The organism is Montanilutibacter psychrotolerans (assembly GCF_003719825.1).
Classification (GTDB): domain Bacteria; phylum Pseudomonadota; class Gammaproteobacteria; order Xanthomonadales; family Xanthomonadaceae; genus Montanilutibacter; species Montanilutibacter psychrotolerans.
In genome coordinates this window covers 845,864-860,631 of sequence record NZ_RIBS01000001.1, presented here as the reverse complement: position 1 = coordinate 860,631, position 14,768 = coordinate 845,864, and the positions used below count along the sequence as shown (strand labels likewise).

Genomic DNA, 14,768 nt, shown 5'->3' with positions numbered 1-14,768 from the left:
CAGGGAGCTCATCTACGTTTCAGACTCGCAGTCTCAGGGCGCAAACAGTCTCTCCCTGCACCGATCCGAGTGCCCCCGGATCACCAGCCCATCGCTGGTGGGTTGAAGATACAAGGGCGCATTAGCCGAAGGCGTAATGCGCCGGACGGGACTACGAGATCTGGGTTCGACGGCCAGCTAGCCCGCTTCGCGGCGTGGGAGTTCCCAATCCGGGCGAACGAAATGGCAGGTGTAGCCCGCGGGGTAGCGCTGCAGGTAGTCCTGATGCTCGGGCTCGGCTTCCCAGAAGTCGCCGGCGGGCGCGACCTGCGTAACCACCGCACCGGGCCACAGGCCCGATGCATCGACGTCGGCGATGGTGTCCAGTGCGACCTGCCGTTGCGCAGGCGTGGTGGTGTAGATCGCCGACCGATAGGACGCGCCGACGTCGTTGCCCTGCCGGTTGGGCGTGGTCGGATCGTGGATCTGGAAGAAGAACGCCAGCAGGTCGCGATAGCTGATCCGCGCGGGATCGAACACGATCTCCACCGCCTCTGCATGCCTACCGTGGTTGCGATAGGTGGCGTTGGGCACATCGCCACCGCTGTAGCCCACGCGGGTGCTGATCACGCCATCGCGCTTGCGCAGCAGGTCCTGCACGCCCCAGAAGCAACCGCCGGCGAGGATCGCCCGTTCCTGCGTACTCATCGCACGTCCTCCACTTGATCCAGGTAGGCGCCATAGCCGGCGGACGCCATCTCCTCGCGCGGGATGAAGCGCAGCGATGCCGAATTGATGCAGTAGCGCAGTCCGCCGCGGTCGGTCGGGCCGTCGTCAAACACGTGGCCCAGGTGGCTGTCACCGTGCGTCGAGCGCACTTCGGTGCGGATCATTCCGTGCGAGGTGTCGCGCAGTTCGTTGATGTGAGCTGGCGCAATCGGCTTGGTGAAGCTGGGCCAACCGCAACCGGACTCGAACTTGGCCGACGATGCGAACAGCGGCTCGCCCGAGACGATGTCCACGTAGATGCCCGGCGCATCGTTGTGCAGGTACGCACCGGTGCCGGGACGCTCGGTGGCGCCCTCCTGAGTGACGCTGTATTGCTCCGGGGTCAACGCGGCGAGGGCCTCGGGGGTCTTGCGGTAATCGCTGGGGGCAGCACTCATGGGGGACTCCTGTACATCCGGACGTTTTGAACGGCCGTCCGATGGGGCCTGGAACGGGACTCTCTGGAAATGGGGCCCGGTGCGGCAAACTCCAAGGCCGGGGCGGACCGGGGACAACCGCATCGCGCACGGGCGCGCACTACTCTGGAGAGGTCGCCAAAGGCCGTTTGGATTCGGCCTGCCCTGGCCGCCAGATTGCAGAGGTGAACCGCGGCGTCAGAAGAACAGCCGCACGCCCAACTGGACCTGCACGTCGACCTGGCGCGCTTCCAGTCCCCCGCGACGCCGCTGGTTGCGCGTGCTATCGATGCGCAGCACTTCGCCGGTGACGCGCAGGTGCTCATGTGGCCGCCAGTTCAGCGCAACCGTCACCGCGTTGCCGTGCTCGCTCAACGGAGGCGACAGTGCCGCAGGGCGCTGTTGCGACTGGAACAGGTCGACGCGCAGCGCGGGTTGCCAGGCGCCTTGCTCGCGGGACAGCATCAGGTAACCGGCGTTGAATTCGGTATTGAGCCGCAGCCGGCCGGGCGCGGGTTCGAAGATGGTCGAGCCGTGCATCGCCTGGCCCAGCAGCACCCACTCGCCGATGCGTTGTTCGGCACCGACGTTCCAGAAGTACGTGCGCCAGGCACGCACGGTGCGGCCTGAGTAGCGCACCGATTCGGCCAGGTCGGCGTGGTTGTCGTAGTACAGCGCGGTGACGCGTCGCTGTGACGATGGCTGCCACCCCAGCGCGGCGTAGTAGCCGGGTTGATCGTCCATCTCGACGAACGGGCGGAACCGCATCGGCACCGGCGAGCGTGCGACCGGCGCATGCACGTCCGGCTGCCGCAGGCTGCCGTCGACGCCTGGCGCGATATCGCCCATGGCCCAACCGCGCGAGGCGAGCAGCTCGCCGGCAGGATCGTTCTTGAAGAAGACAGCGGCACGGGCATCCAGCGTACCGTGCCGGCCGCGGTGCTCGACGTGCAGCTCCGTACCGAACGTGCGCAGCTCCTCGCCCACCCAGGAGTTGACCGCCGAGGGCGTCAGCGTCCGGGTAGTGCTCCAGCCGATGCCGTCGTGTTCGAGCGAGATCGGCGGGAAGAACGCGCCGGCCTTGGCCGACCAGCGCCACGGCGTGGTCGACACCGGGCGATAGCGGACGTAACCCTCGAGCAGGTCGAACGGACGCTCCAGTTCGGGCCGGTACTGCACGGTCGCTGTCGCCAGCAGCGCCGGCGTCACCTGGAAGATCGCAGCAAGCGCGGCACCGCCGGTCAGGGCGTCGTCGGACGCGGCGTCACCACCGCCGCCAAAGCGCGTCTTGCCCGATCCGCCCTTGAGCCAACTCGTTTCGTCGGACGGAGCCGCTGCACGCAGATCGAGGTAGCCCTCCCACTCCACCGACTGCGCGTACGCGGGCCGCGCGACCCACTGCATCAGCCCTGCCACCAACGCCAACGCCACTGCCGTCCTTCGCATCAGGTCTCCGTTGCCGCCGGCAGTGGCCAGCGCGCGGTGTTGAGCAGTCGTCCAAAGTCGTCCACCGCCAGCGGGGGCGCGATCAGATAGCCCTGCGCGTGGTCGCAGCCGATTTCGCGCAGGTAGTCCAGCGCGGCCGCATCGTCGACGCCTTCGGCGGTGACGCGATACCCCAGGTGGTGGCCGAGTTCGACGATGGAGCTGACGATGATGCGGTCTTCGCGGGAGTGGGCCAGATGCGTGATGAAGGTCTTGTCGATCTTGAGCTCGCGCACCGGCAACCGACGCAGGTACGCGAACGAGGACTGGCCCACACCGAAGTCGTCGATGGCCAGGTCGATGCCGTCGTCCGCCAGACGACGCAGCACGGCGATCGCCGCCTCCGGCTTGCCCATGATGGCGCTCTCGGTGATCTCCAGCACGATCTGCGCGGGTGCGACGGCGTGCACGCGCAGCAGTTCGTTGATGCGAGCCGGCAGGTCCGGGGAGTCGAGGTCGCGTGCGGAGACGTTGATGGACAGTCGAACCGCATGACCTTCGGCTTTCCACCGGCCCGCCTGGGCAATGCCGGCGCCCAGCGCCCAACGTGTCACGCGGCGGATGTTGCCGGTTTCCTCGGCCAGCGCGATGAAGGCATCGGGGGCCACCGGTCCCACGATCGGATGCCGCCAGCGGATGAGGCCTTCGGCACTGTCGATGCGGCCTTCGCGGAGGTTCAACTTTGGCTGGTAGTGCAGGCTGATGCCCTCGTTCTCGAGCGCGTGACGCAGGTCGGCCATCAACGACAGGCGCTCGGGCCGATGCGGATCGGTGGACGGATCGTAGAGGGCGGTCGGATCGTCGGAATGCAGCGCCCCCAGCATCGCGACTTCCGCGCGGCGCAACAGCCCGCTGGCGTCGGTGCCGTGCTGCGGCGCCAACGCGATGCCGACGGCCGGTGCGAAGTCCAGCGTGAGGTCGGCTTCGCGATACGGCTCGCCCAGCGCTTCGACGATGCGGTGCGCGACCTCGATCGCCTCGCCTCGACCGGCCCCGGGGAGGAAGATCGACAGTTGCGTGTCCGTCGCCCGCGCGACCAGGCCGCTGTCCGCCGGCTGCTGCAGGCGCACGCCCGCTTCGTGCATCAGCCGGTCCGACACCACGTGACCGAGCGTCTTGATGATCTCCGGCAGCCGCCCAAGGCCCAGCATCAGCAGCGCCGCTGTCCCGTCCGGGCGCGCGGCAAGTGCGTGCTGGATCGCGGTTTCGGTGTACGCCCGGTTCGGCAGGCCCGTCACGTGGTCGTGGCCGGCCTGGTGCAGGATCCGCGCTTCGCGTTCCCGGATCGCGTGGGCCATGTTGCCGAACGCATTGGCCAACTGCCCGAGTTCGTCGGTGCGTGCCGGCGCCTCGGGCGGGCTGTAGTCGCCAGAGGCGATCCGTCGCGCCAGCGCCGCCAGTTCCTCGATCGGGCGCGACACGCTTCGTGCGATCAGCCACGCGCAGACCAGGCCCACCGTCAGGCCGAACGCGAGCAGGCCCGCCCACGCGGCAGCCACCGGGCGGTACGGCCTGAGCGCCTCGTCGACGGAAAACCCGAGGACCGCGGCGACTCGCGGGCTGTGGCGCGCGCCACGCAGCCACACCGCTTGCGAGACGAACTCGCGTCCGCCGACGTCGACCACGACCGGCGCTGTCGGCAGGCTGCCGCGTGCGGCCAGCGGCACGGCCAGTTGGCTGGGATCGCGGCCACGCGCCAGCACGACCAGTCGGCCCGACGCGTCCGCGGCGGCGAGCTCGATGCTGTCAGGCAGCGCCGACTGCTGCTGCAGCCGGGCCAGGACGCGATCGTCCACGGGGATGGCGGCGCCGATGTAGCCCACCAGGTCCGGAGCGAACACGGGCACGACCACCATCCAATAGGCACGCTGTTTCCAGGTCACGGTCGCCGCGGCCGGTGCCTGCAGCGCACGCTCGACAAGATCGGCATGCGGGAACGGCGTGCCCGCCGCCAGTTGCCCCGCCGTATCCACCTCGACGCGGCCGTCGACGCCGATCACCAGCATCTGCGTGGCACCCACGCGGCGGCCGTGGTTGCGCAGCGCCGAGGTGAGCGTCGCCTCGTCGCGCTGTGCTACGGCCGAGCGCAACGCGAAGTCGAGCGCAAGGACCTGCACGCTGGCAGCGGCACGGTCGGACATGTCCTGGAACTGGTGCGCGAACGACTGCGCGGACTCCTGCAGTTGGCGCTGCCCTTCGCCGATGAGCTCGTGCCGGGTGACCTGGTAGACGAGCACGCCCGTAAGGCCCTGCACGAGGATCAGGGCGACGACGAAGAACGATGCCAGGCGGAAGCGGAAGCCCATGCGCGTCGCCTCGGCGTCAGTACCGCGTGTGCTCGCGGTCGAACTGCAGGCGCGAGTCGGGGAGCAGCGACAGCGAAAAGGTCAGGCTGCGGCGGTCGGCGGCACGCAGGGTGATGCCGGACTGCACCAGGTCGGGCCGCTTGGGCGGCAGTCGGGGCTGCCAGACGCGCACATCAAATGCGCCCGCTGGCAGGCCGCGGAACGCAACCACGCCACGTGCATCGGTGCGGGCGGCCCACGGCGCATCGGAGATGTACAGGTAGTTGATCATCCCGTCGTGGATGTTGCAGCCCACCGCGATCACCCCGGAACGCTCGAGCTTCAGCGGCGCCGACTTCGCCCCAGGCGCGAGCACCAACTCGAAGGCCTTGATGGGCGAGAAGGAATAGACGTGGTGGCGGGTGCGATCGCTGTTGCTGTAGACGACTTCGTCGCCGGGTCGGAACACCTCGACGTACGGGGTGAAGGCCAAGGCCTTCTGGTCCACTACCCGCTGGGATCCGGACGCCGGACGGACGGGCGTGTTGGGCGTGGGCGGCGACACGCCGCGAACGACCACGGTCACGACGGCGTCGGAGACGGGCCCACCGCGTCGATCGTTGACGCGCACCTCGAGTTCGGCCGCCGCAGCGGCCGTGACGCCGACCAAGACCAGGATGCCCAACAGCATTCCCTGCTTCCGGTTCCGCATGCCGCTTCCTCCGAAGACGCCACTGGCGGACGGGCCAACCCAGCCCCGGTGCCACGAGCGTAGCACTCCTGCCAATTCCGACATTTGCCGCGAGCGACAACAGAGGTATCAGTACCTCGGCAACGCCGAGGTGAAGACCATCGTCACAGTGCCCGCGTCGCTGCCGGATCCGTCGTTCGCCCAAGCCGTGCACGCCGCGCCCCACGCGCCATGCGGCCACTGCGCGGAGCGACGTGCATTGCAGAACCGTGGTCCGATGTTGGCGGCAACACAGTCGCGTTCGCGACTCCCATACTGGCAAGTAAACGCATGCTCCATGCGCGCACGCCGAGGGCCGAAAGTTTCCGTCCCCTTCACGTCGGTGGTGCCAAAACAGTGTCGTCCGATGGAGGACGCCGGTGTCTGCTCGACTCATCTTCCTGCCCCCGACTTACGCGATCCTGATCGCGATCGTGCCGGCAGTGCTGCTCGCCGGCTGTCGCACGATGGGCGAGCCCATGAAGGTGGAATTGCCTCCCGCTGAGATCGTCCTGCCACCACTCACGACGCGCGGCGAGTTCTTGATCGAAGCCGACAAGCTCGACACCTGGAACGCCGTTGGCCAGATCGCGGTGCGGACGGCGGGCGTGGAGTACGACGGTCGCGCGCAGATGCTCGATCTTTACAGCCTGCGCTATCGGGGCGAGGCGTTCTTGATCCTGACCAAGGCGCTGCCGCAGTCGGAGACGATCCGGCGTCTGACCACCAGGGTCACCGCCACCACGCAGGCCGGCAAGCCGATCGACAGTGATGCGGTGGCGGAGCTGCTCGCCCTGTTGCAGCGCCAGTTGCCGGCCGAGATCGCCGTGGTGCGCGCCACGCAGGCAGCGGAGAGGACCAAGGCAGAAAAATAGGCGCCCTCCCCGGCGGCGATGCGCCGGCATGGGCCTGCATCGGCGGGGTTACTCGGCGCCGATGTTGATGCGCACGCCCTGGACGCTGTTCTCGACGATGGTGATGACGAAATCGCGCTCACCTTCGTGCTTCTTCACCAGCACGTCTTCTCCGTCGTCGACCTCGACGCTGTACCGCTTGCCCGACTGGGCCTGCAGCGCATCGCGCACGTCCCTGGCCACGTCGTTCTCTGCGCGTCCGTACGGAACATCGACGGTGGCGCGGATCGGATCACCCTGCGCCGGCGCCAACGCCAGCACGATCCTGCCTGCGGACTCGGCGTTGCCACTGAACTCCAGGCGCCACTTGTTTTCCACGCCATCGGCGCCGGCCACCGACGCCACCAGTCCAAGACAGATTCCAATCAGCAACTTGCGCATGACAACCTCCCTCCAGAGTGGATGGAAGTCCAATACCGGCGCCAAGGTGAAACGCCGGTGAGAGATGCCGGCGGGTTTGACGCTCCGATAACGCTACGCGCCCGGGGTTCGGTGACGATTCATTTCACCGGCGATCGCGATCCCCTGCTTTTGGGTACCGCGTGGGTGGTGTTGTACGCGATCGCTTCGCGCAGCAATGCCTTGAGCACGGCCGTGTCGATCTTGTCGCCTTCGCGCAGGTCCGTCGCACGCCACTTGCCACCGTCCAGGCCCGCGTTGAAGAACTTCTTGGGATCGGCGAGCTGCGCGCCATGGAAGAACGTGAGCTTCACCTTGTCCTTGTGGGCGTTGGCGAGCACGTACATGCCGCCGTTCGACCAGACGGGAGTACCCATCCACTTCCACTCTTCGACCACTTCGGGATCGACCTCATGGATGAGCGCGCGGATCTGCGCCAGGCGCTCGCCACGCCAGTCGCCCAGGCTGGCGATCTTCCGGTCGATGCGCTCGGACGCGCTCAGGGTGTCCGATGCCTTGACGGCTGCCTTGCGCGGCGCGGCCGCCTTCGTGGCGACCCGCTTGGCGGCGGTCTTCTCGGCCACCTTCCTTGGCTTCACGGACGTCTCACTGGCCATTGCGTTTCTCTCCAGAATTGCGGTGGTTTCGACCTCGACCGGGTCGTTGGAAGACAGTGCGGACGTGCCGATGGAGGTGCGAAGCGCCGGCAGTCGTCCGCATGCCAACTTGTGCACGTGTGACGGGGCGCGCTCGTGGTGTCCGCCTACCCGGTGGCCCGTCCGCCGCGCCATCTCGTGACATACGGCAGCGCGAACAGGTACAGACCGGTTGGCAGCAGCAACGCGAGCGGTGCAACCGCCAGCAGGCCCACCCACGCCACGTACTGCCCTTGCGCGATGACGATCATGTTGACGATGACGGCCACCGGGAAGACGACGGACAGCCAGCGATGAACCTGCCGAGTCCCTTTGTTCCAGTTCAATGTGACCTCCTGTAGAGAGCAGCCCAACTGCCTCCGGCGGGAGCGCCCCGTTCGCCCGCCGACCCGGTGAGGGGCCGGCGGGCGACGCACAATCAGCGCGCCTGGATCATCTTCCACCCGTTCCCCGACGGATCACGGAAGCTGGCGTCCACGGTGCCGTAACGTTCCTCGGGCCCCGAGGTGATCTCGACGCCGCGGCCGCGCATCCGGTCGCAGGCGGCGCGGCAATCGTCGACGACCAGCACCAGCGGCGGCATCGCGCCTTTCGCCACGGCCTCGCGCAGGGTCTGCGCAGTGGCGTCATCGACCATCGGCGCCTGCGGGACGAACAGACCGAGCTGGAAGGACGGCTGGTCCGGGTGCTGCACCGTGAGCCAACGGTAGTCGCCGTTGCGCGCATCGGTGTGGACCTGGAAGCCGAGCTTCTCGACATAGAACTGAAGGGCTTCGTCCTGATCCCGAACGTACAACCCGGTAACGCCAACTCCCTGACTCATGTGATCTCCGCTTGGTCTGCACGCGATTCGTGCGTGGCCACATTCTTGCCGACCTCGGCCTGCCGCCGCTTCTCCGAAACTGCGATAGTGAGGTCGGGTCGGTGGGCAGCACTGACGAAACACGCAGGCACCCACTCGAGTGCATGCAAAGCGGCCTTTTCGCGCGCGCGCAGCTCACCGGGGCTGGAGCCGGTCACGTCGCGAAACGTGCGCCCGAACGTCCCCAGGCTGTTCCACCCGGTCTGCAAGGCGATGTCGAGGATGGGCAGGTCGGTGTCGCGCAGCAGCGCCTTGGCCCGCTCCAGTCGACGCGTAAGCAGGTAACGGTGCGGCGGGAGGCCGAACGCCTCCTTGAACGATCGCGCGAAGTGGGCCGCGGAGACGCTGCTCACGCGCGCCAGGCGCTGGACGGGCCAGTCCTCATGTGACGCGGCGTCGATCCGGTCCTTCGCGCGCAGCAGCCGGCGCAACAACTCGGGGTCGAGGCCTGCATGCGCGCGTTCTGGTGCGTTTGTGGGCTCTGTTTCCATGAGCGACCGATCGGTGTCCTCGTCAAGCGTCGCATCGCCTCGCGCGCCGCGCGACAGGATGACAGCAGCACGGCGTCTGCACCCCGCCGACGGTGACGAATCGACGTTTTGCCGGGCTGGGGCCTCGCCCCGCCGGCTTGCGTCGCCCAACGGGCACGCTGGGCTTGGCCAAGCTTATCGGCTTCGCGTGCGTCGCGGATGTGCTGGCGCCCGTTCGCCATGGGCCATGGGGACAATTCGTGGGGCCAATGCGGTGTGGCCGGGTGGCGAAGCCTTCAAGGAACCGGTCGCCGACCAAACGGACGCCGACGGGCACGCCGTACCGGGAGCCGCACCACTTGGTGGCATCGGCAGGTCGAGCACCGGGCACGCCCGTTCCCGGGGTCCGCCCACCCGTTACTTGCGTCCTATTGCATATCGTTTTTCGATATCGTATATATCGATCCACGATATCCAACAGGCGACAGTGCCATGACCACCTCCCCGAACGCCCTCGCCCTGACCCGCCCGCTCCTTCTCGGCCTGACAGTGCTCAACGCGCTGTATGCCTTCGCCATCGGTGCGTTGCTGGTCGCCACCCTGCTTTACCCGCCAGTGCTTTCGGCTGCCCTCGGCATGACCGACGGCCAGACCCCGTGGGAGGTGCGGGCCGCGCTGCGCGCCGTCGTGGTCCTGGGCTTGATCGCCGCGTACGTGGTGCATCGCGTGCTGCGCGAGCTGCTGGCTATCGTCGACACGGTACGCAGCGGCGATCCGTTCGTCGTCGACAACGCCCGCCGCCTGCAGGCCATCGCCTGGTGGGTGCTGGTTGGCGAGGCGCTGCGGCTGCTGATCGGCATGACTGCTTGGTCCGTCTCCGGTTCCCTGTCGTCGATGGGCATCGACCTCGACCTCGACATCGGGTTCTCGTTTGCCCCCTGGCTGGCCGTGCTGCTGCTGTTCGTGCTGGCACGCGTGTTCGAACAGGGCGCCCGCATGCGCGCCGACCTCGAAGGCACGGTGTAACCAATGGCCATCGTCATCCAACTCGACGAGCTGCTGCACGCGCGGCGCATGACGCTGACCGAACTGGCCGCGCGGGTCGACATCACCGTCGCCAACCTGTCGATCCTGAAGACCGGAAAGGCCAAGGCGATCCGCTTTTCCACGCTCGAGGCGGTCTGCGCCGTCCTCCAGTGCCAGCCCGGCGACTTGCTGGCCTTCGATCCCACCCAACCACCCCAGGAGTGAGTCATGAACCTCGCCTACGCGTTCACCTCCAACCCGCAGCGCCACGAAGGCGTCCGCCCATTCAACATCTGGGGTCTGCGCCTGTTCTATTTCCTGATGCTGATCTTTGTCGCGCCGGTGGCGTTCCAGGGGCTGCTGACGCACGAGGGGCCATGGGACCCGGTACGCGCGGTGACCGTCTGCGTCTGGGCCGCCTACCCCTCGCTTGCCGTGTTCGGGCTCGTGCATCCGCTGCGCTGGCTGCCGCTGATGTTCTTCACCATCGTCTACAAGGCGTTGTGGCTGGGCTTCATCGCCTTGCCGCTGTGGCAAGCGGGCACGTTGGCCGGCTCGCCCGCGGAAGAAATCGCGAACGCGTTCATCGGCATCCCCCTGATGGCAGCCGTGGTGCCGTGGGGCTATGCGTACCGCACCTACGTGCGGTGGCCACGCGGCAACGCCACACAACTGTTGCCGAACCCTGCCGCCTAGTGGTGACCGAGTCATCGCCAGGCGTCGGCTGACCGGCTTGGCCTCGCGTGATGGGACAAGGAAATCCAAGCGTCGGACGTCGCCGTCGCATGTATCGCGACGCGACGCGACGTCAAATGCCCTGCATGAGTGAAGCTCATGCAAAGCGCACTGCACCTGCGTTAGCGGCATTCGTGAACCCAGTCCCCTTCCCCATGTCGACGACCGCATAAAATCCGCGGCTATCGGGGATGCTCCGAGACGCACGTCGGGGGGCAGTAAGTTCATCAGTTTTTCGGCGCCATCGCGCCGACCGCTCCGATCCTCCGGGTTTCGGAGTGGCTGCCTGCCGATTCAATCCATCCGCTGCTTCGGGCAGCAACGGCAACAGGGGGTTGCTGTGAGTGAGTCGATTTTTTTTCCTGGTTTCTTTCGACGGGCGTTGATCGCCCTGGCCCTGCCGCTGGGATTGAGCGCATGTGATCCGGATGGGGCCGCTCCTGCGCCCAGCGCGCATGCCGCGCCGGCGTACAGCGATTCCAGCGCGCCAATCGTTCTTGCAAGCCGGCCCCGCAATGTCGTCGTCGGGCCATGGTCCAACGACGACAGCGCCACATCGGCGCAGGTCACGTCGATGGCGATTGCCGGTTCGCTCGAGATCGGATCGCTGGAAATCGCCCAGACACACGTGCTGCCCGAGGCAGGCCTGAGCTGGTCGCTTCCCAAGGCCAACGAACGTCTCCACCTGGTCGGTCGACGCGAATCGCTGGCCCTGGTGACCTTGCCGGTGGGCAATGCGGTGAATCCGAAACTCGAAGCCTGGTTGGGTGAGGTCCAGCTGGGCGCCGTGGCGTTGGCGCGGCCCTCGGCCTTGCCGCCGACGGAGTCCCAGGGACCGGCGTTTGCCAGCAACCGCTACAGCGCAACGCTGCCGGCCGGTTGGATGCGCCCGGGCCTGACATTGCGTGCGTTTGCCGACAACTACGCGGCCGGTGCGCCGCGCCGCCCGTCCATCGGTGCGGACGTGCCGATCAACCTGCGCATCTTGCCGTTCTATCTGTTCGGGGCCAACGAAGGCAACTCGGTACCGATGAACCTGTCATCCAGGCCAGCGCGGACAACCGCAAACGAGATCTTCGCCAAGTGGCCAGCGGCGAGCGTCGTCGCGCAGACACATGCCGCCATCCGGATCGTCTGGCCCCAGATGGTCATCGGTCCGCGCTCGGGCGGGCCGGCGTACGTGGTGTCCAACATGAGCCAGCAACGCGATGGCTATGCCACGATGAGCGCCGTGCTGGGCATCCTGGGCAAGCTGCGCGAAGCCAACGGCGAGGCAATCGACAACACCCAGTACTACGCACCGTTGATGATGCTCGACGCGCAGGGCGTCTATCGATCGCCCGGTGGCGGACTGGGAGGCGGCAACGTCGGCACCGGAGATCACCACTACCAGGGCATCTTCATCCACGAGCAAGGGCACGCCATGGGCCTGCCGCACGTGGGAGGGGCTTACAAGAACGGCAGCTATCCTTACGTGGGCGGCAGCCTCGCCGGTTCTGCGTGGGGTTACGACAGCCTGCGCAGGCAGTTCCTGGGCCCCTTCGTGCCCACCAGCGCATCGCGCTACAACGGTTGCACCAGCCACACGTTCGATGGCACGCCGCGGCAGCTCGACACTCTGGGACGCTGCGTGAAACAGGACCCGATGCAGAGCGGCGCGGGCGACCAGGCGCAAGGGTATGCCTACGCAACTTTCTCCGACTTCAGCACCGCCGTCTTCCAGCGACACCTGGAGGGCAGGACAGGCACCGACAGCAGCGGCAAACACACCTACAGCGGTGGCGCCGTGATCCGTGACATGGCCTATCCGGGTGGCTACCGGCGCTGGGACGGGATCGATCGCCGTTGGGTCAACGTCACTCCGGCCACCACCGACAAGGGGCTCTACGGCTTCGACGGCGGGCTGCCGGTCCAGCACGACCTGCCGGTCTACTCGATCCTTCTCACCATCAGCCGTGCCGGTACGCCGGGTGTGACCCAGATCTATCCGCCGCTTGCGTATTTCGGCAACCGGATTCGTTACATCGATCCGACCAAGGCGGCGGAGCGGGCCAGCATCGTGCCCAACACGAGTTCCAACCCGTGGTACTGCCATGCAAGCGGTTGTGACTACACCGTGCGCGTTACCTACGCCGACGGCAGCGTCCGTCATGTGGCAATCCAGGGCGGCTTCCGCCCATGGTGGGGTCCGAAGACCGCGCCGGGTGCCAATGCGAGCAATCCGCTCAGCGGCGACAGCTTCCGCCTGTTCGGCGTCAACGTGCCCGCTGACAAACCGCTGCGGAAGATCGAACTGCTGGACACGCCGATGCTGTGGGACGGCCTGCCCGCCAGTCCGGTTGTGCTGGCCTCGCGCCAGGTCAGCACGGCCACGCCAGTCTGCGTCGAGCCACCCACCGTGGCAGTGCCGGCCTCGGCGGCACCCGCCCCGAAGTGCGTGCGGGTGGTGATGGGGGGGTGTGGGTGCGTTCCTGGCACGAACTGCCTGCCCCCTCAACTGCCCGCCAGGCTAAGCGCCTTCAGGCACTGACGGGCACGCCAGCCAGATGTCTGCCGGGGCCAGCGAACGCTTGAGAAAGCGCGCTGGCCCCGCTTTCACGTATCACGCTGCGGCGCTGATCGACTGACGTTGACGCACCACCTTGATCAGCGCGGCGAGCTCTTCATTGGCCAGCCCCGCATCGTCGGCGCGCTGCAGCCAGCCGTCGACGAGCGCCGGCACCTGCGTGTCGATGCCCAGCTGCTGGGACGCTTGCAGGATGCGCCGCACCGCGGGAATGGAGATCCGCAGCGGGCTTTCGGTAACGCGGAAATCTCCGGACGCGATGACGTTGCCTTCGTGCTGGAAAAACGCGCCGAAGCTGGGCGAGATCGAGTTCACCAGGCGACCGTACGTGGCAACGTCGATGCCGGTCGCGCCGGCGATGTTGGCCCCGTGAATGAAACCGGCGTACGCACCGTAGACATACGACAGCGTGGCCAGATCCATGTACGCGGCCGCATCGATCTCCTCGCCGAGGAATTCCACGTTGCCCGCGAACACGCGCAGCACCGATTGCGCCTCATCGAAATGCGGCCGGCGCCCCGAGACGAACAGCGGCGTATCGTCCTGGCCCATCTGACTGGGAGCGGCCTGGATCGCACCGTCGAGATAGCGGCCTCCGTGCTGATGCACCAGGGACTCCAGGTGCCGGGCGTCGCTGGGGCTGCCCGTGCCGAGGTTCACGATCAGGCGATCTTTCATCGCCGACGAAGCGCCTTCGCTTGCGAGAATCGCTTCTGCGCCGGCGTAATCGAGTACGCAGACAATCGTGATGGGACTGGCGGCGATGGCCGCTGCAGGCGAGGACGCCATCGTGGCGCCGCGCTCGACGAGCGCCGATGCCTTGTCGGCGCTGCGATTCCACACGGTGACCGTTTGCCCCGCCTTGAGCAGCAAGTCAGCCAGTGCATGCCCCATGGGGCCCAAGCCAATTACCGTTACGTTCGTCATCTTCGAATTCCAGTTGGAAGGTGCGAACTACGGTAGGTACTGCCTTGTCGTGCAACAAGTACGGACAAAAAAGTAAGGTACTTACGGATTGGTAAGATTTGTATCGCAACGGGAGTTCGAAAATGGCGAACACGCATTACGACTGTGGAATCGGGCCGGCGTTCGAGGCGATCGGCGGCAAATGGAAGGTGGCCATCCTGTGGGAGCTATCGTTTGGCAGCGTTCGATTCGGTGAACTCAAGCGCAAGGTGTCCGGCGTGACCGAAAAGATGCTGATACAGCAGCTGCGCGAGCTCGATCGCGATGGACTCATCAGTCGCACGGTGTTTCATGAGGTGCCGCCGCGCGTGGAATACGCGCTGACGCAATGGGGTGTGAGCTTGAACGCCGCACTGGCACCGATCGCCGATTGGGGCGAAGCGTTCGCACGTGCAACCGGCCGATACCCAGCCCCTGCGTCCGATTCGTCGGCAGTGGCGCATCCGTCGAACGAACCGTTGGCAAGCGCACGGGCCGAAAGCGCGTCCGGTTGAGCCGCGCCGTCGTTGCT

At 66.9% G+C, this 14,768-nt stretch carries 17 protein-coding genes; 6 read left to right on the top strand and 11 right to left on the bottom strand.

What is annotated here, in order from left to right; translation table 11 throughout:
• Positions 1–177: 177 nt before the first annotated feature.
• From msrA to EER27_RS03585, 5 genes are all read right to left on the bottom strand, one after another.
• Positions 178–687: a peptide-methionine (S)-S-oxide reductase MsrA gene (gene msrA, locus EER27_RS03605; protein WP_123086618.1), complete on the bottom strand. Its 510-nt coding sequence runs from the start codon at positions 685–687 to the stop codon at positions 178–180.
• The gene (msrB, locus tag EER27_RS03600) at positions 684–1,145 is read right to left on the bottom strand and encodes a peptide-methionine (R)-S-oxide reductase MsrB (protein ID WP_123086617.1); all 462 of its coding nucleotides are present in this window, start codon (positions 1,143–1,145) and stop codon (positions 684–686) included. The genes msrA and msrB overlap by 4 nt, the downstream gene beginning before the upstream one ends.
• Before the next feature lie 216 nt (positions 1,146–1,361).
• Positions 1,362–2,609: a hypothetical protein gene (locus EER27_RS03595; RefSeq protein WP_148040916.1), complete on the bottom strand. Its 1,248-nt coding sequence runs from the start codon at positions 2,607–2,609 to the stop codon at positions 1,362–1,364.
• The gene (locus tag EER27_RS03590; protein ID WP_123086615.1) at positions 2,609–4,954 is read right to left on the bottom strand and encodes a putative bifunctional diguanylate cyclase/phosphodiesterase; all 2,346 of its coding nucleotides are present in this window, start codon (positions 4,952–4,954) and stop codon (positions 2,609–2,611) included. Before EER27_RS03590 ends, EER27_RS03595 begins: the two co-directional genes overlap by 1 nt.
• A gap of 16 nt (positions 4,955–4,970) precedes the next feature.
• Entirely contained in the window at positions 4,971–5,645 is a 675-nt protein-coding gene (locus tag EER27_RS03585; RefSeq protein ID WP_148040915.1) for a carboxypeptidase regulatory-like domain-containing protein, read from the bottom strand.
• Positions 5,646–6,142: 497 nt separating this feature from the next.
• Here EER27_RS03585 and EER27_RS03580 point away from each other — a divergent pair, with 497 nt between their 5' ends.
• Positions 6,143–6,538, top strand: coding sequence for a hypothetical protein (locus tag EER27_RS03580; protein WP_148040914.1), 396 nt, complete (start codon positions 6,143–6,145; stop codon positions 6,536–6,538).
• Between the two features lie 48 nt (positions 6,539–6,586).
• Here EER27_RS03580 and EER27_RS03575 read toward each other — a convergent pair whose 3' ends face one another.
• From EER27_RS03575 to EER27_RS03555, 5 genes are all read right to left on the bottom strand, one after another.
• Positions 6,587–6,958 (bottom strand): hypothetical protein, encoded by a 372-nt coding sequence (locus tag EER27_RS03575; RefSeq protein WP_123086612.1) that lies wholly within the window; start codon positions 6,956–6,958, stop codon positions 6,587–6,589.
• A 119-nt stretch (positions 6,959–7,077) separates the two neighbouring features.
• Positions 7,078–7,575, bottom strand: a complete 498-nt coding sequence (locus EER27_RS03570; protein ID WP_425480806.1) for a DUF1801 domain-containing protein — start codon at positions 7,573–7,575, stop codon at positions 7,078–7,080.
• 164 nt (positions 7,576–7,739) lie between these two features.
• A complete protein-coding gene (locus EER27_RS03565) occupies positions 7,740–7,958 on the bottom strand; it encodes a hypothetical protein (protein WP_123086611.1) in 219 nt (72 codons plus the stop codon).
• A 92-nt stretch (positions 7,959–8,050) separates the two neighbouring features.
• Positions 8,051–8,455, bottom strand: coding sequence for a VOC family protein (locus tag EER27_RS03560; protein WP_123086610.1), 405 nt, complete (start codon positions 8,453–8,455; stop codon positions 8,051–8,053).
• On the bottom strand, positions 8,452–8,985 hold the full coding sequence (locus EER27_RS03555; RefSeq protein ID WP_123086609.1) for a helix-turn-helix transcriptional regulator: 534 nt from the start codon (positions 8,983–8,985) through the stop codon (positions 8,452–8,454). Before EER27_RS03555 ends, EER27_RS03560 begins: the two co-directional genes overlap by 4 nt.
• 471 nt (positions 8,986–9,456) lie before the next feature.
• On the opposite strand from EER27_RS03555, the gene EER27_RS03550 reads away from it, so the two are divergent.
• The 4 genes from EER27_RS03550 (at position 9,457) to EER27_RS03535 (ending at position 13,255) form a co-directional block, all read left to right on the top strand.
• Positions 9,457–9,990 carry a DUF2975 domain-containing protein gene (locus EER27_RS03550; protein ID WP_190285623.1) on the top strand — a complete coding sequence of 178 codons (534 nt, stop codon included), beginning with the start codon at positions 9,457–9,459 and terminating at the stop codon, positions 9,988–9,990.
• A gap of 3 nt (positions 9,991–9,993) precedes the next feature.
• Entirely contained in the window at positions 9,994–10,215 is a 222-nt protein-coding gene (locus tag EER27_RS03545) for a helix-turn-helix domain-containing protein (RefSeq protein ID WP_123086607.1), read from the top strand.
• A gap of 3 nt (positions 10,216–10,218) precedes the next feature.
• On the top strand, positions 10,219–10,686 hold the full coding sequence (locus tag EER27_RS03540) for a hypothetical protein (protein ID WP_123086606.1): 468 nt from the start codon (positions 10,219–10,221) through the stop codon (positions 10,684–10,686).
• 613 nt (positions 10,687–11,299) lie between these two features.
• The gene (locus EER27_RS03535) at positions 11,300–13,255 is read left to right on the top strand and encodes a M66 family metalloprotease (protein WP_223807147.1); all 1,956 of its coding nucleotides are present in this window, start codon (positions 11,300–11,302) and stop codon (positions 13,253–13,255) included.
• Positions 13,256–13,327: 72 nt separating this feature from the next.
• On the opposite strand, the gene EER27_RS03530 is transcribed toward EER27_RS03535, so the two are convergent.
• The gene (locus tag EER27_RS03530) at positions 13,328–14,218 is read right to left on the bottom strand and encodes an NAD(P)-dependent oxidoreductase (RefSeq protein WP_123086605.1); all 891 of its coding nucleotides are present in this window, start codon (positions 14,216–14,218) and stop codon (positions 13,328–13,330) included.
• Between the two features lie 122 nt (positions 14,219–14,340).
• On the opposite strand from EER27_RS03530, the gene EER27_RS03525 reads away from it, so the two are divergent.
• Entirely contained in the window at positions 14,341–14,751 is a 411-nt protein-coding gene (locus tag EER27_RS03525; protein ID WP_123086604.1) for a winged helix-turn-helix transcriptional regulator, read from the top strand.
• The last annotated feature ends 17 nt before the right edge of the window (positions 14,752–14,768 follow it).